Annotated in this window: 15 protein-coding genes; 13 read left to right on the top strand and 2 right to left on the bottom strand. The window is 68.0% G+C overall.

All coding sequences use genetic code 11. The annotated features are described in order from the left end of the window. Positions 1-35: 35 nt before the first annotated feature. From ACERNI_RS07465 to ACERNI_RS07450, 4 genes are all read left to right on the top strand, one after another. Positions 36-887 (top strand): outer membrane protein assembly factor BamD, encoded by an 852-nt coding sequence (locus ACERNI_RS07465; protein ID WP_448832639.1) that lies wholly within the window; start codon positions 36-38, stop codon positions 885-887. Positions 888-893: 6 nt separating this feature from the next. Further along, on the top strand, positions 894-2,564 hold the full coding sequence (gene recN, locus ACERNI_RS07460) for a DNA repair protein RecN (protein WP_448832638.1): 1,671 nt from the start codon (positions 894-896) through the stop codon (positions 2,562-2,564). A gap of 297 nt (positions 2,565-2,861) precedes the next feature. Continuing rightward, positions 2,862-5,324, top strand: a complete 2,463-nt coding sequence (ligA, locus tag ACERNI_RS07455) for an NAD-dependent DNA ligase LigA (protein WP_448832637.1) — start codon at positions 2,862-2,864, stop codon at positions 5,322-5,324. A 16-nt stretch (positions 5,325-5,340) separates the two neighbouring features. Further along, positions 5,341-6,171, top strand: a complete 831-nt coding sequence (locus ACERNI_RS07450) for a 3'-5' exonuclease (protein WP_448832636.1) — start codon at positions 5,341-5,343, stop codon at positions 6,169-6,171. Between the two features lie 56 nt (positions 6,172-6,227). On the opposite strand, the gene ACERNI_RS07445 is transcribed toward ACERNI_RS07450, so the two are convergent. Further along, on the bottom strand, positions 6,228-6,659 hold the full coding sequence (locus ACERNI_RS07445; RefSeq protein ID WP_448832635.1) for a secondary thiamine-phosphate synthase enzyme YjbQ: 432 nt from the start codon (positions 6,657-6,659) through the stop codon (positions 6,228-6,230). A gap of 7 nt (positions 6,660-6,666) precedes the next feature. Next, entirely contained in the window at positions 6,667-8,043 is a 1,377-nt protein-coding gene (locus tag ACERNI_RS07440; RefSeq protein ID WP_448832634.1) for an aminotransferase class III-fold pyridoxal phosphate-dependent enzyme, read from the bottom strand. 254 nt (positions 8,044-8,297) lie between these two features. On the opposite strand from ACERNI_RS07440, the gene ACERNI_RS07435 reads away from it, so the two are divergent. From ACERNI_RS07435 to ACERNI_RS07395, 9 genes are all read left to right on the top strand, one after another. Further along, the gene (locus ACERNI_RS07435; RefSeq protein ID WP_448832633.1) at positions 8,298-9,185 is read left to right on the top strand and encodes a TIGR01459 family HAD-type hydrolase; all 888 of its coding nucleotides are present in this window, start codon (positions 8,298-8,300) and stop codon (positions 9,183-9,185) included. 336 nt (positions 9,186-9,521) lie between these two features. Further along, a complete protein-coding gene (locus tag ACERNI_RS07430; protein ID WP_448832632.1) occupies positions 9,522-9,971 on the top strand; it encodes a MaoC family dehydratase in 450 nt (149 codons plus the stop codon). A gap of 176 nt (positions 9,972-10,147) precedes the next feature. Beyond that, positions 10,148-10,372, top strand: a complete 225-nt coding sequence (locus ACERNI_RS07425) for a hypothetical protein (protein WP_448832631.1) — start codon at positions 10,148-10,150, stop codon at positions 10,370-10,372. A 298-nt stretch (positions 10,373-10,670) separates the two neighbouring features. Next, positions 10,671-11,738 carry a bifunctional riboflavin kinase/FAD synthetase gene (locus ACERNI_RS07420; RefSeq protein WP_448832630.1) on the top strand — a complete coding sequence of 356 codons (1,068 nt, stop codon included), beginning with the start codon at positions 10,671-10,673 and terminating at the stop codon, positions 11,736-11,738. 472 nt (positions 11,739-12,210) lie between these two features. Further along, a complete protein-coding gene (ileS, locus tag ACERNI_RS07415) occupies positions 12,211-15,231 on the top strand; it encodes an isoleucine--tRNA ligase (protein ID WP_448832629.1) in 3,021 nt (1,006 codons plus the stop codon). Then, positions 15,231-15,782, top strand: coding sequence for a signal peptidase II (lspA, locus tag ACERNI_RS07410; protein WP_448832628.1), 552 nt, complete (start codon positions 15,231-15,233; stop codon positions 15,780-15,782). Before ileS ends, lspA begins: the two co-directional genes overlap by 1 nt. Positions 15,783-16,093: 311 nt before the next feature. Further along, complete coding sequence (locus ACERNI_RS07405; RefSeq protein ID WP_448832627.1) at positions 16,094-16,804, top strand: hypothetical protein; 711 nt, start codon at positions 16,094-16,096, stop codon at positions 16,802-16,804. Between the two features lie 225 nt (positions 16,805-17,029). Next, entirely contained in the window at positions 17,030-18,346 is a 1,317-nt protein-coding gene (locus ACERNI_RS07400) for a M16 family metallopeptidase (protein ID WP_448832626.1), read from the top strand. A 93-nt stretch (positions 18,347-18,439) separates the two neighbouring features. After that, positions 18,440-19,741 (top strand): M16 family metallopeptidase, encoded by a 1,302-nt coding sequence (locus ACERNI_RS07395; protein WP_448832625.1) that lies wholly within the window; start codon positions 18,440-18,442, stop codon positions 19,739-19,741. The last annotated feature ends 20 nt before the right edge of the window (positions 19,742-19,761 follow it).

Raw genomic sequence — 19,761 nt, 5'->3', positions numbered from 1 at the left:
GCATGCGTCTCGGATATTCGTTCAGGGCAGCTTCCATGGTGAGCGCTCGGGTCTTGCTCGCCGCCGTCGCCGTCACAAGTCTGGCCGCTTGCAGCGAGGGTCTCGACAAGTTCAATCCGTTCGCTGACGAGAAGTACAAGCCGGAGAAGGTGGTCGATACGCCGCCAGACCAGCTTTACAATGACGGCCTTGCCCGTGCGGCCAATGGCAATTTTGTTGGCGCGGCGAAGAAATTCGATGAGGTCATCAAGATCCATCCGCATTCGCCTTACGCCAAGCAGGCGCTGCTGATGTCGGCCTACGCCAATTATGAAGGCGGCGCCTATGACGACGCCATCGGCTCGGCGAAGCGCTACGTCACCCTGTACCCGTCCGACAAGGATGCGGCCTACGCCCAGTATCTGCTGGCCATGTCGCACTACTCGATGGCGCCCGACGTGTCGCGCGACCAGGAGCAGGCCGAGAAGGCCGGCCAGGCCCTCAATGACCTTGTGACCCGTTATCCGAATTCCGAGTACGTCAAGGATTCGAAGTGGAAGATTCAGGTCATCCGCGACCAGCTCGCCGGCAAGGAAATGGAAGTCGGTCGTTACTACCTGAACCGCCGCAACTATGGCGCCGCGATCAACCGCTTCCGCGTGGTGATCAGCCGCTATCAGACGACCCGCCACGTCGAGGAGGCGCTTGAGCGTCTGGTCGAGGCCTACATGGCCATGGGCATCGTCAACGAGGCGCAGACCGCCGCCGCCGTGCTTGGCCACAACTTCCCCGACAGCCAGTGGTATAAGGACGCCCACGCCCTGCTGACCAAGGGCGGCCTGGCGCCGCGCGAGGACAAGGGCTCGTGGATCAGCCAGGCTTTCGGCAAGGCCATCAGCCTGAACTGAGGCATCATGCTCGCCCAGCTGTCGGTCCGAGACATTGTCCTGATCGACCGGCTTGACCTGACCTTCACATCGGGTCTGAGCGTGCTGACGGGTGAGACGGGCGCCGGCAAGTCCATTCTGCTTGACGCCTTTTCGCTCGCCCTTGGCGGGCGGGGAGACGGTGGGCTCGTCCGGCACGGACAGGCCCAGGGCCAGGTGACGGCTGCGTTCGATCTGCCACTCGCGCATCCGGCGCGCGCCGCTGCGGCGGCGCAGCAGCTGGAGGTCGACGGTGATCTCATCCTGCGACGTCTGCAGATGGCGGACGGGCGCACGCGCGCGTTCATCAATGACCAGCCGGTGAGCGTGCAGGCGTTGCGCGCCGTTGGGCAGGAACTCGTCGAAATTCATGGCCAGCACGACGACCGGGCGTTGATGGACCCCGCGTCGCACCGGGTGATTCTCGACGTCTTTGGCGGTCTGACCGCACAGGCCGCGCGCGTCGCCGCCGCCGCCCGCCAGTTGCGCGCCGCCGAGGATGAGCGCGCCGCCCGCCTTGCCGCCATTGAGGCCGCCCGCAAGGAGGCCGATTTCCTGCGCCATGCGGTGGAGGAGCTGGGCAAACTCGGAGCCGGTACGGGGGAAGAGGAGCAGCTGGCCGCCCGTCGCCAGGCGATGATGCAGGCGGAAAAGGTGGTGGCCGAGCTGAATGAGGCGCATCAGGCGCTTGCCGGCCACGCTTCGCCAGTGCCGGCGCTCTCCGGCGCCATGCGGCGGCTGGAGCGGCGGGCCGACCAGGCGCCGCACCTCGTCGAGCCGGGCATTCGCGCCCTCGATGCGGCGCTCGTGGCGCTGGAGGAAGCAGCCGGCGTGCTGGAGCAGAGCCTGGCTGACGCTGAATTCGATCCGCGCGAGCTGGAGCAGGCCGAGGAGCGGCTGTTTGCCCTGCGCGCCGCTGGCCGCAAATACAATGTGACGGCGGATGACCTGCCCGCCGTGCTGGCGCGATTCGAGGCCGAGCTGGACAACCTTGACGCTGGCGAGAAACATCTGGATGCCCTTGGCGCCGCCGTGGCCCAGGCCGAGGCCGACTATGTCGCCGCCGCCCGCAAGCTGTCCGACGGGCGCCGCAAGGCCGCCGCCGCGCTCGACCGGGCGGTGTCCGCCGAATTGCCGCCGCTGAAGCTGGAGCGGGCCAAATTCATCACCGAGGTTGAAAGCGACGCCGGCGCGCGTGGACCCGATGGCTTCGACCGGGTGTCGTTCGTGGTGCAGACCAACCCGGGCGCGCGACCGGGGCCGCTGATGAAGGTGGCCTCCGGCGGCGAGCTGTCGCGGTTCATGCTGGCGCTGAAGGTGGTGCTGGCCGACAAGGGATCGGCTCCGACCCTGGTGTTTGACGAGATCGACACCGGCGTCGGCGGCGCCGTGGCCGACGCCATCGGCCAGCGGCTGGCGCGGCTTGCCGGCAAGGTTCAGGTCATCTGCGTCACCCACGCGCCGCAGGTGGCGGCGCGCGCCGGGCATCATTACCTGATCGCCAAAGAGCCGGTGGCGAAATCCGGCGCGATCGCCACCCGCGTGGCGGCGCTGGAGGCGCGCCGCCGCCAGGAAGAGATCGCCCGCATGCTGGCCGGTTCGACCATCACGGAAGAGGCCCGGGCCGCCGCCGCCCGTCTGCTCGACGGGGCGGGCTGAGGCTGTACGCAAGCGTCGCGCGTGTTCTGGCTTGAGGCGGCGGGCGCTGTTTGCGGGGACGGGCGTCTGCCGGCGGCGTTTCCCGCAGCGTCATGCCCAGGCTTGCCCTGGTGCTCCACGCCCCGGGGGGGCGCGCCCGGTCAAGGCGGTGTTCGTGGATGGCCGGGACAAGCCCGGCCATGACGGGTTTGGATGCGGGATGGGCTGCCGGGGCGTGTGTTACAAGGCGTGAGATTGCCGGTCCGTATGCCCGCCGGCTGGAGCGCCACAGACAGTTTGCGTGAGGCAGGACCGGATATGGCCAGACACCCCAGTGATGCGCGACCCTCCACACCGCTGCCTGTGGATGCGCTGGACCTGATTGCCGCTGGCGAGGAGCACGCGGCGCTGGGGGCGGAAATCGCCCGTCACGACGCGCTGTATTACCGCAATGACGCGCCCGAGATTTCTGACGCCGCATATGACGCCCTGCGTCGCCGCTATGAGGCGATTGAGGCGCGTTTTCCGGGTCTGCGCACCGCCGGCAGCCTCTCCGACAAGGTCGGCGCGGCGCCGTCGGATACCTTCAGCAAGGTGCGACACGCCGCGCCCATGCTGTCGCTGGGCAATGCCTTCAGCGACGCCGACGTGGAGGATTTCGTCGCCCGGGTGCGGCGGTTCCTCGGCCTTGACGACAACGCGCCGCTGGCCATCACCGCCGAACCGAAGATCGACGGCCTGTCGATCAACCTGCGTTACGAGCAGGGCGAACTGGTCAATGCCGCGACGCGCGGCGATGGCGAGGAGGGCGAGGACGTCACCGCCAATGTGCGGACCATCGCCGGCATTCCCCAGCGCATCGTGGCGGACGACATGCCGGCGGTGTTTGAGGTGCGCGGCGAAATCTACATGCGCCACGCCGATTTCGCGGCGCTGAACCAGCGGCAGGAGGCGGCGGGCAAGCCCGTGTTCGCCAATCCGCGCAACGCCGCCGCCGGCTCGCTGCGCCAGAAGGACGCCGCCGTCACCGCCAGCCGGCCGCTGGCGTTCTTCGCTTATGCCTGGGGCGAGACGTCCGCGCTCCCGGCGGAAACGCAGATCGGCGTGATCGGAGCGTTCGCCCGCTGGGGCTTCCCCACCAATCCGCTGACCGTGGTCTGTGATGGCGCCGCCGATCTGCTGGCGCACTACCGCAGCATTGAGGCGCAGCGCGCCACGCTCGGCTATGACATCGACGGCGTGGTCTACAAGGTCAACGATCTGGCCATGCAGCGCCGGCTCGGTTTTGTGGCGCGTTCGCCGCGTTGGGCCATCGCCCACAAGTTCCCGGCTGAACGGGCGACCACGGTGCTGCACGATATCGATATCCAGGTGGGCCGCACCGGCGCGCTGACGCCGGTGGCGAAATTGCAGCCGGTGACGGTGGGCGGCGTCGTGGTTTCCAACGCCACCCTGCACAATGAGGACGAGATCCTCCGCAAGGATGTGCGCATTGGCGACACGGTGGAGGTGCAGCGCGCTGGCGACGTGATTCCGCAAGTGGTCGGCGTCGTGCTGGACAGGCGGCCCGATGGAGCAAAGCCGTTTGTGTTCCCCGACCACTGCCCGGCCTGCGGCAGCCACGCGGTGCGGGAGATCAATCCGCGCACCGGCAAACAGGACGTGGTGCGCCGCTGCGCCGGCGGCCTGATCTGCCCCGCCCAGGCGCGCGAGCGGCTGAAGCACTTCGTTTCGCGCAACGCCATGGATATCGACGGCCTCGGCGACAAACAGATCGACATGCTGTTCGATGAGGACATGGTCCACAGCCCGGCGGATATTTTCCGGCTTGATGGCGAGGCGGTGAAGGCGGCGGAATTCCGCCGCCGCCAGGAGTTGTCGGCGAAGCGGACTGGCGATGAGGCCGATGCGGGGGAGGAGGAAAAGCCAGCCTCCCGCAAGGCGAAAACCGCGCCCGAATACAAATCCGTCGACAAATTGCTGGAGGCGATCGACGCCCGGCGCCAGCCGCCGCTCGACCGCTTTTTGTTCGCCCTTGGCATCCGCCACATCGGCGAGGCGACCAGCCGGGCGCTGGCGCGCAAATATGGTTCGATGGCTGCGTTGCTCGCCCGCATTGATGAGGCCATCGCCGGCCGGCCTGGCCTGGCGCTGCACCGGCTGCAGGCGGTGGAGGGCGTCGGCCCCACCGCGCAGCAGCGGCTGTTGCAGATGGCGGCGGAGGGCGGCCTGCCCATGGAAACGCTGCGCCTCGCGCCGGCCGGCGGCCTGAAGGCGGCCGGGCTGAACAAGCGGGCGGTGGAGGCCATGCTGGCCGAATATGGCGACGGCGAAGCGCTGCGCGCCGCGCTGCAGGAAGCGGCGGCGCATCAACCCGGCGCCGCCTGGCTGGAGATGGCGGGATTGCAGGACGTGGGTCCCGTGGCGCTCGATGCGCTGCTCGACTTCTTCTCCGACGAACACAGTCGCGCCGCTGTCGGGGACCTGTTGACCCAGGTGGCGCCGAAGCCGCTGGAAATCGCCGCCGCCGCGGCCAGTTCATCGATCGCCGGCAAGACCCTCGTGTTCACCGGAACGCTGGAGCATATGACCCGCTCCGAGGCCAAGGCCACCGCCGTGCGCCTTGGCGCCCGCGTCGCCAGCTCGGTGAGCCGCAGCACGGATCTGGTGGTTGCCGGGCCGGGCGCCGGCTCCAAGCTGGCCGAGGCGCAGAAGCTGGGGGTGGCGGTGATGAGCGAAGCCGAATGGCTGGCGAGCCTGCCGCCGGACGTCATGGGTTGAGGGCAGGTTCCGCGTCATGAAAGCCGTCGCCATCGATTTTGAAACCGCCAATGAGCGCCGGGACAGCGCCTGCGCCATCGGCCTTGCGTGGATTGACGACGGGGCGGTGACGCGGCGTGAATACCGGCTGATCCGTCCGCCGGACATGCGCTTTCATCCGGGCAACATCCGGGTGCATGGCATCTGGCCTGACGACGTGGCGGCTGAGCCGGAGTTTCCGGACATCTGGCGCGAGTTCGCCGATGACGTGGGCGACCGGCTGTTCATCGCCCATAACGCCGCCTTCGACAGCGCCGTGCTGGCGGCGATGCTGGCGCGCTATCGCATGCCGACGCCGCAACTGCGCTTCGCCTGTTCGCTGCAAATGGCGCGGCGGGCGTGGCCGGAGCTGCCAGGCCATCGCCTGAATCTGGTCAGCGAGTTTCTCGGCGTCAGTTTCCAGCATCATCATGCGGGCGAGGATGCCTTCGCCTGCGCCCAGATCGCCCTTGCGGCGCTGGCCAGGGTTGGCGATGCGGCGTTTGAACCGGCGCGGGCGCGTTCGCCGCGTCGCGGCTCAGGCGGGCCGGCGTTCACGCCAGGCGGCAAGTCGCGCATCGACAGGCTGGCCGGCGGGCGGGGCCATCCGGTAATCACCGTGCGCGGCAGCCGGGGCGACGCCTGGCGGGTGCGGGTCGCCATGGAGGCCGGGGCGCGCACCTCCTGCGATTGCCCGGCCGGGCGGTTTGGCAGGCTGTGCCGCCACGTGCAGGCGCTGGCCGATGGGGTGGTCGATAACGTCATCACCTGCGAGAACGTGGAGCTTGCCGACGCCGTCCAGCGCATCAGCCGCCAGCTCAGGCGGTGAGGGGCCAGGAAACGGTTGTTGTGGGCGGCTGTTGCGGAAGGCCGCCGCAACCCGGCTCAGTCGCCGCTCAGGTGCAGCACGATCTCGCGCCGGTGTGGCGCGCGGCGGTGCTCAAACAGATAGATCCCCTGCCAGGTTCCCAGCAGCATGCGCCCGTCCGCCACCGGCACGCAGAGATGCGTCTGGGTCAGCGCCGTGCGGATGTGGGCTGGCATGTCGTCGGGGCCTTCGCTGTCATGCACGTATAGCCCGCGCCCTTCCGGCGCGATGTGCCGGAAGAAGGTCAGCAGGTCGGTCTGCACGTCGGGATCGGCGTTCTCCTGGATCAGCAATGACGCCGAGGTGTGGCGGCAGAACAGGGTGAGCAGGCCGCAGGAGAGGTTGCGGTTGGCCGAGGCCTCGCGGACAAAGCCGGCCACTTCCCTGGTGAATTCGTAGAACCCCTGGCCTTTGGTGGCCAGGGTCAGGCGATGCTGGACGTGGGGCATGGCTGGCTCACGCCGTCGCCGTGATGACGCTCGCCACCTTGCCCACCAGTTCGGCAATATCGTCCTCGCTGGCGATCAGCGGCGGCGACAGGGCGATGGTGTCGCCGCCGACGCGCAGCAGCACGTCATGATCGTGGAAGCCGCTTTCGATGGCGGCGAGGCCGCGCTTGCCTGGCGCGTCCTTGCCGGCGTCGTCCTTCGCCGGCGCCAGGTCAATGCCGGCGGCCAGGCCGATGTTGCGGATGTCCAGCACCCCCGGCAGCCCTTTCAACGCCTGCACCGCGTCGCCAAACGCCGTCTCCAGCTTGCGGGCGCGGGCGAACAGATCTTCGTCGCGATACAGGTCGAGGGCGGCGAGGCCGGCGGCGCAGGCCAGCGGGTGGGCCGAATAGGTGTAGCCGTGGAACAGTTCGATCATGTGCGGCGGCCCCTGCATGAAGGCCTCGAACACGCCGGCGCGGGCAATGACGCCGCCCATGGGCACGGTTCCCGAGGTGACGCCCTTGGCGAAGGTCAGCATGTCCGGAACCACGCCGAAGCGCTCCGCCGCGAAGGGCGCGCCGAGGCGGCCGAAGCCGGTGATGACCTCATCATAGATCAGCAGGATATCATGACGGTCGCACAGGGCGCGCAGGCGCTCCAGATAGCCCTGCGGCGGCGGCAGCACGCCAGTGGAGCCTGCCATCGGTTCGACAATGACGGCGGCGATGGTGGAGGCGTCGTGCAGGGCGACCAGCCGCTCCAGTTCGTCGGCCAGATGCGCGCCCCACGCCGGCTGGCCGTGGGTGAAGGCCTGCTCCGCCCGGTTGTAGGTGTGCGGCAAATGGTCGACGCCGGCCAGCAGCGTTCCGAAACTCTTGCGGTTGCCGGAGATGCCGCCGACGGAAATGCCGCCGAATCCGACGCCGTGATAACCGCGTTCGCGGCCGATCAGCCGCGTCTTGGTCGCCTTGCCCCGGGCCTGCCAGTAGGCGATGGCGATTTTCAGCGCCGTGTCCGCCGCTTCCGAGCCGGAATTGGCGAAGAATACGTGATTGAGATCGCCGGGGGCCAGTTCGGCGAGGCGGCTGGCCAAAGTGAAGGCGGCCGGGTGGCCATACTGGAAGGTGGGCGAAAAATCCAGTTGCGCCGCCTGGGCCTGGATGGCCTGGACAATCGGCGCGCGGCCGTGGCCGGCGTTGCAGCACCACAGGCCGGCGGCGCCGTCGAGAATGCGGCGGCCGTCGACGGTGACGTAATGCATGCCCTCAGCCCCGGCGATAAGGCGCGGGCGCGCCCTGAAGGCGCGGTTGGCGGTGAACGGCATCCAGAAGGCGTCGAGGTCATTGGGCGCCAGGCTGACGGCTTGCGAGGTTCTGGCGGCGTGTGGGGTATGCTCGTTCATGTCGCCTCCGGCGCGGCTGGCTGATTGCCTGGCGGGCCGCGTTTCTGACTGGATGATCGGCGCCACTATAGCGCGTTGCCGGTCGCGACGTCTTGTTGTTGCGGCATTGCCTGGCCATAAGGAGCCGCGCCGGCCGTGGGGCCGGTCTGGAATCTGAATCATGTCCGCCACGCTCCGGAGCCCGATTGCGGCCTGGCGCGACGGCGGCGCGCTTCGGGCGGCCGATGGGGGCCGCCAGCAGGAAAGGCATGCGGATGAACGCATCGCAGGGGTCGGCGGGCGCCGGCGTTCAACTGGTCAGGGGGCTGTCGGAGCTTGCTGTCGGCAAGGATCTGCTGGTCTGCGACATCTGGGGCGTCATCCACAACGGGATTGAAGCCTTCGCTGATTCCTGCGCGGCCCTGGCCCGGTTTCGCGCCGGCGGCGGCATCGTGGTGCTGGTGTCCAACGCGCCGCGTCCGTTCCATCTGGTGCGCGACATGCTTGACCGGCTGGGCGCCCCCCGCGACGCCTATGACGCTATCGTCACTTCCGGCGACATTACGCGCGGCGCCATCGCCGGGCGGGCCGGCCTGCCGGTGTTCATGATCGGGCCTGGGCGGGATCGCCCGATTTTTGAAGGCCTGGGGGCGGATTTCGTTTCGGTGGACGAGGCCGGTTATGTGGTCTGCACCGGCCTGTTCGACGATGAAACCGAGACCGCCGAAACCTATCGCGCAACCCTGGAAGGGCTGCTGGCGCGCGACGTGGAGATGATTTGCGCCAATCCGGACCTGGTGGTCGAGCGCGGCGACCGGCTGATTCCCTGCGCGGGCGCCGTGGCCGCGCTGTATGAGCAGATGGGCGGCCGCGTGCTCTACGCCGGCAAGCCGCATGGCCCGATCTACGCGGCGGCGTTCGACATGGGCGAGCGGCTGAAGGATGCGACCATCGCCCACAATCGCATTCTCGCCATTGGCGATTCGATCCACACCGATGTCGCCGGGGCCGTCGCGGCCGGCATCGACGTGCTGTTCGTGGCGCGGGGCATTCATGCCCACGAGGTGATGACCCCCGACAAACTGACAGCGGCGTCGGTGAATGAATGGGCGGCGCGCCAGCGCGTGCGCCCCACGGCGCTCATCGACCATTTGCGCTGGTGAGGCCAGCGGTCCGGCTCCGGCATTTGCCCGGATCGCCCGGCGCCGTCGGCCCGCGCCGGCGCGCGGCGTGACCAAAGTCCAATTGGCCGCGCCCGCCTTCGACGGCACTCTGGGAACTGGCCCTGCCGGATGCAGCGGCCGGGGCATGGCTGGGCGCGTTTGAACCCCGAATGATGGGTACGCCGGAGCGCGATCCCCGTCTGGCGGTCGCGGAGCGGCTGCGCGGCCGGGACAAATCGCTCTCCAGGGCATTGGATAGAGACGGATGCACCGCTCATGCTGAATCGCTGAGGCGATTCCATATGGCGGCTCCGGCTTCAGGAGACTGGAGGCGTCATGGGATCGGCATTGCAGGCCTATGCGTTCGACGACCTGCGGCTCGGCATGCGTGAAACGCTGATGCGCACCATCATGGAGACGCACATCAGCGACTTTGCCGCCATTACCGGCGACCGCAACCCCCTGCTGCTGGACGAAGCGTTCGCGGCGCAGTCGCTGTTTGGCCAGCGCATCGCCCACGGCATGTTCACCGCCGGCATGATCTCGGCGCTGATCGGCACGCGACTGCCTGGCCCAGGCTCGGTCTATCTGTCCCAGACCCTGCAGTTTCTGGCGCCCGTGCGCATTGGCGACGTGGTCACCGCCGCCGTCGAGGTGGTGGAGCTGGTGCCGGCGCGCCAGCGCGTGCGGCTGTTTTGCGAATGCGTCGCCGATGGGCGCGGCGTTCTGGAGGGCGAGGCCTGGGTGGCGATGCCGGAGAATGCGCCAGGGCTGGCGTCAGCCTGATGACGGAGGCGCGCGGAGGCGGCCATGTCGTCGCGTCGCCACAATTGATCCGCGCCCTGATGTGAAATAATCACCCCGCCGCCATCAAGTCGTCGCGAGTTATTTTTCATATCGATGCGCCGGGTTTGTATTGCCGCCCGGCGTGATCTTCATACTTTCATGTATTGGATATCGATATGACGTATATGACGCAATTGGCGGCTGGCGTGCTGGCCGCCGTAATCCTTGCGGGCGCCGGCGCAGCCAGCGCGGCTCCCGCCGCACGCGGCGCAAAGGGGCTTGTGGGCTGCGGCTTCAATAGCGATTGCCTCAAGAAATGCTCGCAGGGATACGGCATCCTGTACCCCATCTGCGTCATCACAAGCCCGACGCCGCCGGACGCGGAGCAGGGCGCTGAATGACCCCGCAATGCGGGCATTGTGACGCATCCAGCCCCTGAAGCGCTCAGGGGGCTAAATCCGCGCCCGGTTGCACCCGCTTCAGGGGCGGCCTGTCGCGGATGTCCTTAACGACGCCCCGAACCTCTGGCCGGGTCTCAGGCCTGGCCAGTGGTCTTTAACGCGGGCAGGGGCGCCTGGCCTGCCCCCCTTGAGGCCTGCGCGCCTGTCTGACGCGCCGCGTCTGCTTCGCCCTTGACCTCGGCCGCAGGATGTTGGCAGGTTTCGCCGGCCGTCGCCCCGACGGCTGGTTGACGGGTTCATGGCGCAGACACCGCAATCCGGTTCAGGACCGGCTCTGGATTTTTTCCCCTCTCCGGCGCAGCCGCGCCCCTTTGCGGTGCAGCGTTGCGTGGATGACGCGGCAGCGGCCGCGCTCGCCGGCGCCGCCATTGGTTGTGGTGAGGCGAGCCTGGCGCGGCCGGTCGTCGCCATAGGCAATTTCGATGGCGTGCACGCCGGCCACCGGGCGGTGATCGCCGCCTGCCGCGCCCTGGCCGATGAACTGGGCCGGCCGGCCGCCATGCTGACGTTCGCACCGCACCCGCGCTCGTTCTTCAATCCCGACAAGCCGGTGTTCCGCATCACCCCCGATGGGGTGGAGGAGACGCTGCTCGCCCACCTTGGTCTTGACGGCATGATCGTCCTGCCGTTCAATGCCGCGCTCGCCGCCATGACGGCGCAGTCGTTCTTCGATGACCTGCTGGTGCGCGGGCTTGGCGTTTCCGGCATCGTCGTCGGCCACGATTTTCATTTCGGCAAGGGCCGGGAAGGCTCGCCCGCCTTCCTGCAGGCGCGCGGCGCCGCCGTTGGCGCGCCGGTGCGCATTGTCGACAAGGTGAGCGATGACGGCGATGACGCGGCGGTGTCCTCCAGCCGTATCCGCGCGGCGTTGCGCCAGGGCGATATCGCCGCCGCCAATGCGCTGCTCGGCTATCGCTGGTTCGTGCGCGGCGAGGTGCGCCACGGCCAGAAGATCGGCCGCACCCTGAACTACCCGACCGCCAACATCCGCCTGCCGGACGACTGCCAGCTTGCCCACGGCATCTATGCGGTGCGGGTGCTGGTCGATGGCGTGGTGCATGGCGGCGTCGCCAGTTTCGGCCGCCGCCCCACCTTCGACAATGGCGCGCCCCTGCTGGAGAGCTTCCTGTTCGATTTCAGCGGCGATCTGTATGGCAAGACGCTCGACGTGGAGTTTCTCGACTTCCTGCGCGGCGAGGCGAAATTCGACAGCATCGACGATCTGGTGGCGCAGATGGACCGCGACAGCGCCGAGGCGCGCCGCATTCTGGCGGCCAATCCGCCGCCGCCGTCGGTGCTTGGCTGAGGCGCCGCGGATGCCGCGGCTTCCTTTCGCCCGGAAATGCTCTATGGTGCCGGCCATGTCGCGCATGAGCAGCCCCTTCAGTTTGCGAATTACCGGCCCGGCTTCCGCGTAACCGGAGCGCGGACGTCGGGATGCGTCCCCCCTTTGCGGCGCCCGCGCGGTTCCTGACCTGCGGGATGCTCCGGCGGCTTCTCGCCAGCCGCGCCGGGCAGGGACTGTTGCTCCGGACCAGCCACACCCCGCGAATGGCGTTTGCCGGCGACGTCCGGGCGCTTTTTTCCGCCAGGCAACGTCTCCTGCTCCCGCCGGTCTTGATTGATGGCGCGGGGCATGTCACGGCGTGATCTCCGGTTTTCCATTCGCCAGTTTCGGGCGACATCCGCGTTGCCAGCGGCATGTCGCCAATCCATTTGATGCGGTTCCCCAGGCGCGCGCCTTTGCCGGAACCGCTCCACGGGAATGAGCCAGTTCGATGAACGACAGCAGCAAGGCCGGGGCGGCCAATACCAGCCAGAAGAACGCCGCGTCCAAAGCCGGGGACAAGGCCGACTATTCAAAGACCCTGTTTCTGCCGCAGACGGATTTCCCCATGCGCGCCGGCCTGCCCGAGCGCGAGCCGCTGTTGCTGGAGCGCTGGAATGGTCTCGACCTCTACCGGCGGCTGCGCGACCAGGCGAAGCATGCGCCGCGCTTCACGCTGCATGACGGCCCGCCCTACGCCAACGGCAACATCCACATCGGCCATGCGCTCAACAAGATCCTGAAGGATCTGGTGACCCGCTCGCAGCAGATGCTCGGCTACGACAGCAACTACGTGCCGGGCTGGGACTGCCATGGCCTGCCGATCGAATGGAAAATCGAGGAGCAGTACCGGGCGAAGGGCCTCGACAAGGACGATGTGCCGGTGCTGGAGTTCCGCGCCGAATGCCGCGCCTTCGCCGACAAATGGGTCGACGTGCAGCGCGATGAGTTCAGGCGGCTCGGCGTCACCGGCGACTGGGACAATCCCTATCTCACCATGTCCTACCCGGCCGAGGCGCAGATCGCCCGCGAGCTGATGAAGTTCGCCATGAGCGGCCAGCTCTACCAGGGCTCCAAGCCGGTGATGTGGTCGATCGTCGAGCGCACGGCGCTGGCTGAGGCGGAAGTGGAGTACCAGGACCACGTCTCCAGCACCATCTTCGTCAAATTCCCGGTGGCGACCTCCAGCAATGCGGCCCTGGCCGGCGCCTCGGTGGTGATCTGGACCACCACCCCGTGGACCATCCCGGCTAACCGCGCCATCGCCTGGTCGCCGGATATCGCCTATGGCCTCTATGAGGTGACGGAGGCGCCTGAGGGCAATTGGGCGAAGCCGGGCGAGCGCTATCTGCTGGCCGACGCGCTGGCGGAGACGGTGCTGGGCGTCGCCAAGGTCACGGGCTTCCGCCGCATCGCCGACGTCAGGGGCGTCGATCTCGCCGGCGTGCTCGCCCACCATCCGCTGCACGGCCAGGGCTATGATTTCGGCGTGCCGCTGTTGCCGGCCGATTATGTCACCGCCGACACCGGCACGGGCTTCGTGCACACCGCCCCCGGCCATGGCGCCGACGACTACATGACGTATGTGCGCCACCGCGCCGCCTTCGAGGCCGCCGGCACGCCGGAGGTGCCGCACACGGTGCAGCCGGACGGCAGCTATTTCGCCCATGTGCCGCTGTTCGCCGGCGCCCGGGTGCTGGACGAGAACGGCAAGGAGGGCGACGCCAACGCCCGCGTCATCGCCGCTTTGGCCGACGCCGGGGCGCTGATCGCCCGCGGTCGCCTGCGCCACAGCTATCCACACTCCTGGCGTTCGCGCGCGCCGCTGATCTTCCGCAATACGCCGCAATGGTTCATCGCCATGGACCGCGACATCGCCGGTGGCGGCGACACCCTGCGCGCCCGCTCGCTGGCGGCCATTGCCGATACCCAATGGGTGCCCGCCGCTGGTGAGAACCGCATCACCGCCATGGTTTCCGGCCGCCCGGACTGGGTGATCTCGCGCCAGCGCGCCTGGGGCGTGCCGATCACCGTGTTCGTCGACCGCGAGACCGGCGCGCTGCTGTGCGACGAAAAGGTCAATGCCCGCATCGCCGACGCCTTCGAGGCTGAGGGCGCCGACGCCTGGTTCGCCGATGCGGATGGCGCGCGCTTCCTCGCGCCCGATTATGATCCGGCCCGTTTCGAGAAGGTGACCGACGTGCTCGACGTCTGGTTCGACTCCGGTTCGAGCCATGCCTTCACCTTGGAGCCGCGCGACGACCTGCGCCCGCGCAAGCGCCGGCCCGAGGGCGAACGGCTGCCGCTGGCTGACAGGACGCCGGACTTCGACACCGTGATGTATCTGGAAGGCTCCGACCAGCATCGCGGCTTCTTCCAGTCGTCGCTGCTGGAAGCCTGCGGCACGCGCGGCCGCGCGCCCTATGACGTGGTGGTGACGCACGGCTTCACCCTCGACGAGCAGGGTCGCAAGATGTCCAAGTCGCTGGGCAACACGCTGGCCCCGCAGGATGTCATCCGCCAGTCCGGCGCCGATATCCTGCGGCTGTGGACGGCCTCGGTGGACTATTGGGACGACCAGCGCATCGGCCCGGAAGTGCTGAAGGGCGTCACCGACCAGTATCGCAAGATCCGCAACACCCTGCGCTGGATGCTGGGCTCGCTGCACCACTTCTCCGGCGCGGATCTGGTGGCGGCGGAGCGGATGCCGGAGCTGGAGCGGTTGATGCTGCACCGGCTGGTCGAACTCGACCAGACCGTGCGTCAGGCCTACGCCGCTTATGACTACAAGCGGGTGCTGGCGGCGCTGTCGCCGTTCCTGACGACCGAACTGTCAGCGTTCTATTTCGATATCCGCAAGGACACGCTGTATTGCGATCCGGCTTCCAGCACGCCGCGCCGGGCGGCGCTGACGGTGATCGACCAGATCTTCCGTTGCGTGACGACCTGGCTGGCCCCGGTCCTCGCCTTCACGGCGGAGGAGGCGTGGCTGAGCCGCTTCCCCTCCGAAGCAGGTTCGGTGCACCTGGAGCGCTTCCCGGAGCTGTTGCCGACCTGGCGCGATGACGCCCTGGCGGCGCGCTGGGCGAAAATCCGCAAGGTGCGCCGCGTGGTCACGGGCGCGCTGGAGCTGGAGCGGGCCCGCAAGAGCATCGGCTCCAGCCTGGAGGCGGCGCCGGTGGTTTACGTGTCGGACGCCGATCTGCGCGATGCGCTGAAGGGCGTTGATTTTGCGGATGTCTGCATCACGTCGGCCATCAGCATCCGCGACGGCGAGACCCATGAAGAGGCCTTCCGGCTCGACGACGTTCCGGGCGTCGCCGTGGTGTTCGCCCGGGCGGAGGGGCGCAAATGCGCCCGCTCGTGGAAGGTGCTGCCGGATGTCGGCGCGGATCCGGACTGGCCGGACCTCAGCCCGCGCGACGCCGCCGCCATGCGCGAGTGGACCAAAGCGAACCCGGGGGCGCTGTGATGGCGGCTGGCGACGGCCAGGCCGACGCGTCTGGCAAGGCGCAGGGGCGGGCGGGCGTCAGCCCGGTCCGCCTTGGCGTCTGGCTCGCCATCGTCGTGCTGGCGCTGGACCAGGCCAGCAAGCTCTGGCTGATGTTCGGAGCCGATATCGCCAACCGGCCGCCGATGGTGCTGACGCCATTTCTGGAGTTTGTGCTGGTCTGGAACCGGGGCATCTCTTACGGCCTGTTCCAGATGCCGCATGCGGTGGGGCGCTGGGCGCTGGTGATTGGTTCGGCGCTCGCCACGGTGCTGCTGGGCGTGTGGCTGGCGCGGGCCAGAACCCGCATGCTGGCGCTGGGGCTTGGGCTGATTATCGGCGGCGCGGTCGGCAATCTGATTGACCGGATTTATTGGGGCGCGGTCGTCGATTTCGTCCACTTTCATGTGGGGGATTTCAGCTGGTACGTCTTCAACGTGGCGGACGCGGCCATTGTTTTTGGCGTGATCGCGCTACTGTATGACTCGTTCTTTGGGTCTGACGCCGGGCGCAAGGGCGCCGATTCACCCTGAGACGTCATGACGGGTGGTCATACTGGCGCCGCATATGTAGTCTTCAAAACATCGGATCTGCGTGCGCGCCGGGTCTTTTGGGCAAAATGTCTTGTGGGGCCGAATGCGGGTCCCGTAGGCCGGAATTTGCTTTATGTCTTTGATCTGGCGTATTTTTTTGGCGCGCGGCGGGATCCGCCCCGCTGGAAAATGCTCTGGCGGAAGCATCAATTATCGACCTGTCGGGGCGGCCGGATGATTGGCCCGCTCCGGCGATCATATTGTTGACGGCGGCGACCCAGGGGAGGCAGCCGCAGGGGGATAGAGAACCAATGGCGCTCAAGTTTTCCAAACGCGTCGCGCGCCCGGGCAAGACTGCCGGCATGTCGCGCCGCGCGCCGCTGGCGTTAGGTTTCGCCGCCGCGATCGGTTTTTCGGCGCTCGCCGCTTCCGCCGCCCAGGCGCAGGAGGGCGTGTTCATGAAGAACCTGCTCGGCAAGATGGGCGTGATTGACGAAGAGCGCGATCCAATCCGCTATCACGAGCGCGCGCCGCTCGCCCTGCCGCCCTCCACCGGCAAACTGCCGACGCCGCTGCCGCCTACGGCAAAGCGCGCCGAATCATGGCCGGATGACGCCGATCTGCAGCGTCGCCGTCGCGAAGCCGCCGAGCGGCAGAAGCCGGTGCCGTTCCCGAGCGACAACCGCGTGCAGGATGGCGGCCGCCTCAGCGTCTATGAGATGGAGCGGATTTCGCGCAAGCCCAAGCATGCGGCGGAAGACAACCAGCCGCGCAAGGTGCTGGGCGATGGCCGGGCCGCCACATGGGTTGATCCCGATGAGCTGCGGGCGACGGCAACCGATGGCGACGGCAAGAAGCTTGATCCGAACTACGAGCCCAAGCGCGAAACGCTGCTGCAGCCGCCGGCCGGTTATCGCAAGCCGGCTGGCACCGCGCCGATGCGGGCGACGCGGGACGATCCGGTTCCTTACAACAAGGACGGCACGCCGGAGCGTGACTTCCTGAAGCCCAGCGAAGACTGATTCTGCGATGGCGCCAGACAGGCGCTGACGCACGGTTGACAGATTTTGTTGCCCGGCGGCCTTGTGGTTCGCCGGGCTTCGCTTTTGTGGGCGCGGCGCGTTTCAACATGAATGGCGCCTGCGACGCTGCGGTTGGCCGCGCCGCTTACAAACCACTGCGCCAGGGACTATGTTGCCAGAATGTATGCGCGTCGCGGATGCGGCGCATGAAGGTCAGGAGCAAGCATGAGCAGCGCCACAGACGCCGGGCGTCGCGTTGGGGAGCAGGCGCAGGCCGGCGCGGACGGTCCGGTCGTGCACGCCAGCACGCTGGACAATGGGCTGGACGTGGTGGTGATCCCGGACCGGCGCGCCCCGGTCGTCACGCATATGGTGTGGTACCGCAATGGCTCGGCTGACGATCCGCTCGGCAAGTCTGGCATCGCCCACTTCCTCGAACACCTGATGTTCAAGGGCACGACGCAGCACCCGGAAGGCGAGTTTTCCGATGCGGTCGCGGCCATCGGCGGCCAGGAGAACGCCTTCACCTCCTACGATTACACCGCCTATTTCCAGCGCGTCGCCAAAGAGCATCTCGGTGAGATGATGCACTTCGAGGCGGACCGCATGACCAATCTGTCGTTCGATGAGTCGGTCGTCGGGCCGGAGCGCGACGTGGTCATCGAAGAACGGCGCATGCGCACCGACTCCGACCCGGACCAGCAACTCTCCGAGGCCATGGACGCGGCGCTGTTCACGCACCATCCCTATGGGCTGCCGATCATCGGCTGGATGCATGAGATCGAGGGCCTGAGCCGCGACGACGCCTTCAGCTACTATCAGCGCTTCTACACGCCCTCCAACGCCATTCTGGTGGTGGCCGGCGATGTGGAGCCCGGGACTGTGCAGGCCCTGGCGCAGGAGCACTATGGCCGCATCGCTTCGGCGCCGCGGCCGCAGCGGTTCCGCCCCCAGGAGCCGTCGCCACGGGCGGCGCGCCGGGTGACCGTCTCTGACGCGCGCGTCGAGCAGCCGTTGCTGCGCCGGCTGTATCTGGCGCCGTCAACGCTGACCGGCGGCCATGAGGTGGGCTGCGCCCTGGACGTGCTGGCTGAGGTGCTCGGCGGCGGCGCGACCTCGGTGCTGTATCGCAAGCTGGTGCTGGAGAAGGCGAAGGCCGTCTCCGCCGGCGCCTGGTATTTCGGCTCCGCCGTCGACCAGACCCGCTTCGGCGTAACAGCCGCGCCGGCCCAGGATGTCTCACTGGACGATCTGGAGAAGCACATCGACGACGCCGTGGCGGATTTTATCGCCAAAGGCGTTGATGAAGCCGACTTCCGCCGGGCGACGACGCGGCTGGTGGCCGACATGGTCTACGCCCAGGACAGCCAGGCGACGCTCGCCAGGGTTTATGGCTCGGCGCTGGCCATTGGCGAGAGCATCGCCGATGTGCAGCAATGGCCGGCGCGCATCGCCGCCGTGACGCCGGAAGGCGTGATGGACGCGGCCCGCGCCTGGCTGAACGCCCGCACGGCGGTGACAGGCCGGCTGGAGCCGCAATAGTTCGCATTTTCAGGCGCGGCGCGGCGGCTTTCGCTTGCGCCGTTGCCCTGAGCACCTGTCCGCCCCGGCGCGCCCGCGCCTTACGGAATGAACATGACAGATAGCCTCGACAAAGCCGCCGCTGGGGCGGAGCGCAAGAAATCTCCCGCCAGCGTGCAGGTGGTGGCCTCGCCGGGCGGGGTTCACGCCTGGCTGGTGGAAGAGCACGCCGTGCCGCTGCTGGCGCTGGAGTTCGCCTTCGTCGGCGGCGCCTCGCAGGATCCGGCGGAGCGGCCAGGCGTGGCCAACATGCTGTCCGGCATGCTGGATGAGGGCGCGGGGCCGTATGATTCCGACGCCTTCCAGACGCAACTGGCCGATCACGCCATCGAACTGCGCTTCAGCGCTGATCGCGATGCGTTTCGCGGCTCGCTGAAGACGCTGGTCAGCCATCTGCCGAAGGCGGTGGAGCTGTTGCGGCTGGCGCTGAACGAAGCGCGGCTGGAGCCGGAGGCCATCGCCCGGGTGCGCGGCCAGATCGAGGCCGGCCTGCGCCACGACGCCAGCAATCCGGACGTGCTGGCCATGCGCGCCTTCAATGAAATGGCATTTGCCGGCCACCCCTATGGCCGCTCGGTGCGCGGCTCGCTCGACAGCGTCGCGGCGATCAACCGCGACGACCTCTCGGCCCTCCGGGCAGGCGTGCTGGCGCGCGACAACCTGCACGTGGCGGCGGTGGGCGCCGTCAACGCCAGCGTGCTTGGCGCGCTGCTGGACGATGTGTTCGGCGATCTGCCGCAGGCCAGCGATCTGGCTCCGGTGGCGCAGATCGAATTGCAGGGGCAGGGCGCGCGCCGGGTGGTCGAGGTGGAGACGCCGCAGTCCGTGGTGCGCTTTGGCGCGCCGGGCATTGCCCGGCATGATCCGGATTACATGGCGGCCTATATCGCCAACCACATTCTGGGCGGCGGGGTGTTTTCGGCCCGCCTGTTCAGGGAGGTGCGCGAGAAGCGCGGCCTGGCCTATGGCGTCTCCAGCGCGCTGTATCCCATGCGTCACGCGGCGATGTTCTTCGGCGGCACCGCCACCAAGAACGAGCGGGTGGCCGAATCGATCGAGGTGATCGCCGCCGAAATCGCCCGCATGGGCGCCGAGGGACCGGACGAGGACGAGGTGCGCCTGGCGAGGCAATATCTCATCGGCTCCTACGCCCTGCATTTCGACACTTCGTCGAAGATCGCCGGCCAGTTGCTGCATTTGTCGCTGGAGAAGATGGGCGTCGATTATATCGACCGCCGCAACGATCTGGTGGCGTCGGTGACGCGCGAGGACGTGCGCCGCGCCGCCGCCCGCATCTTCGACGCCAGCAAATTGCTGGTGGTGACTGCGGGCAAGCCGGTCGGCCTGACGGGCTAGAACGCTTTCCGGCCAGCCGG

It is taken from the genome of Camelimonas sp. ID_303_24 (assembly GCF_053543495.1).
This window is presented reverse-complemented; position numbering and strand designations above follow the sequence as displayed.

Bases quoted from the DNA above. Each gene is read 5' to 3' on its own strand.
- ACERNI_RS07450 (WP_448832636.1), top strand. From the start codon at position 5,341: ATGAAAGCCGTCGCCATCGATTTTGAAACCGCCAATGAGCGCCGGGAC.
- ACERNI_RS07445 (WP_448832635.1), bottom strand. From the start codon at position 6,659: ATGCCCCACGTCCAGCATCGCCTGACCCTGGCCACCAAAGGCCAGGGG.
- ileS (WP_448832629.1), top strand. From the start codon at position 12,211: ATGAACGACAGCAGCAAGGCCGGGGCGGCCAATACCAGCCAGAAGAAC.
- lspA (WP_448832628.1), top strand. From the start codon at position 15,231: ATGGCGGCTGGCGACGGCCAGGCCGACGCGTCTGGCAAGGCGCAGGGG.
- ACERNI_RS07425 (WP_448832631.1), top strand. From the start codon at position 10,148: ATGACGTATATGACGCAATTGGCGGCTGGCGTGCTGGCCGCCGTAATC.
- ACERNI_RS07395 (WP_448832625.1), top strand. From the start codon at position 18,440: ATGACAGATAGCCTCGACAAAGCCGCCGCTGGGGCGGAGCGCAAGAAA.
- ligA (WP_448832637.1), top strand. From the start codon at position 2,862: ATGGCCAGACACCCCAGTGATGCGCGACCCTCCACACCGCTGCCTGTG.
- ACERNI_RS07420 (WP_448832630.1), top strand. From the start codon at position 10,671: ATGGCGCAGACACCGCAATCCGGTTCAGGACCGGCTCTGGATTTTTTC.
- ACERNI_RS07430 (WP_448832632.1), top strand. From the start codon at position 9,522: ATGGGATCGGCATTGCAGGCCTATGCGTTCGACGACCTGCGGCTCGGC.
- ACERNI_RS07405 (WP_448832627.1), top strand. From the start codon at position 16,094: ATGGCGCTCAAGTTTTCCAAACGCGTCGCGCGCCCGGGCAAGACTGCC.
- ACERNI_RS07440 (WP_448832634.1), bottom strand. From the start codon at position 8,043: ATGAACGAGCATACCCCACACGCCGCCAGAACCTCGCAAGCCGTCAGC.
- recN (WP_448832638.1), top strand. From the start codon at position 894: ATGCTCGCCCAGCTGTCGGTCCGAGACATTGTCCTGATCGACCGGCTT.
- ACERNI_RS07400 (WP_448832626.1), top strand. From the start codon at position 17,030: ATGAGCAGCGCCACAGACGCCGGGCGTCGCGTTGGGGAGCAGGCGCAG.
- ACERNI_RS07465 (WP_448832639.1), top strand. From the start codon at position 36: ATGGTGAGCGCTCGGGTCTTGCTCGCCGCCGTCGCCGTCACAAGTCTG.
- ACERNI_RS07435 (WP_448832633.1), top strand. From the start codon at position 8,298: ATGAACGCATCGCAGGGGTCGGCGGGCGCCGGCGTTCAACTGGTCAGG.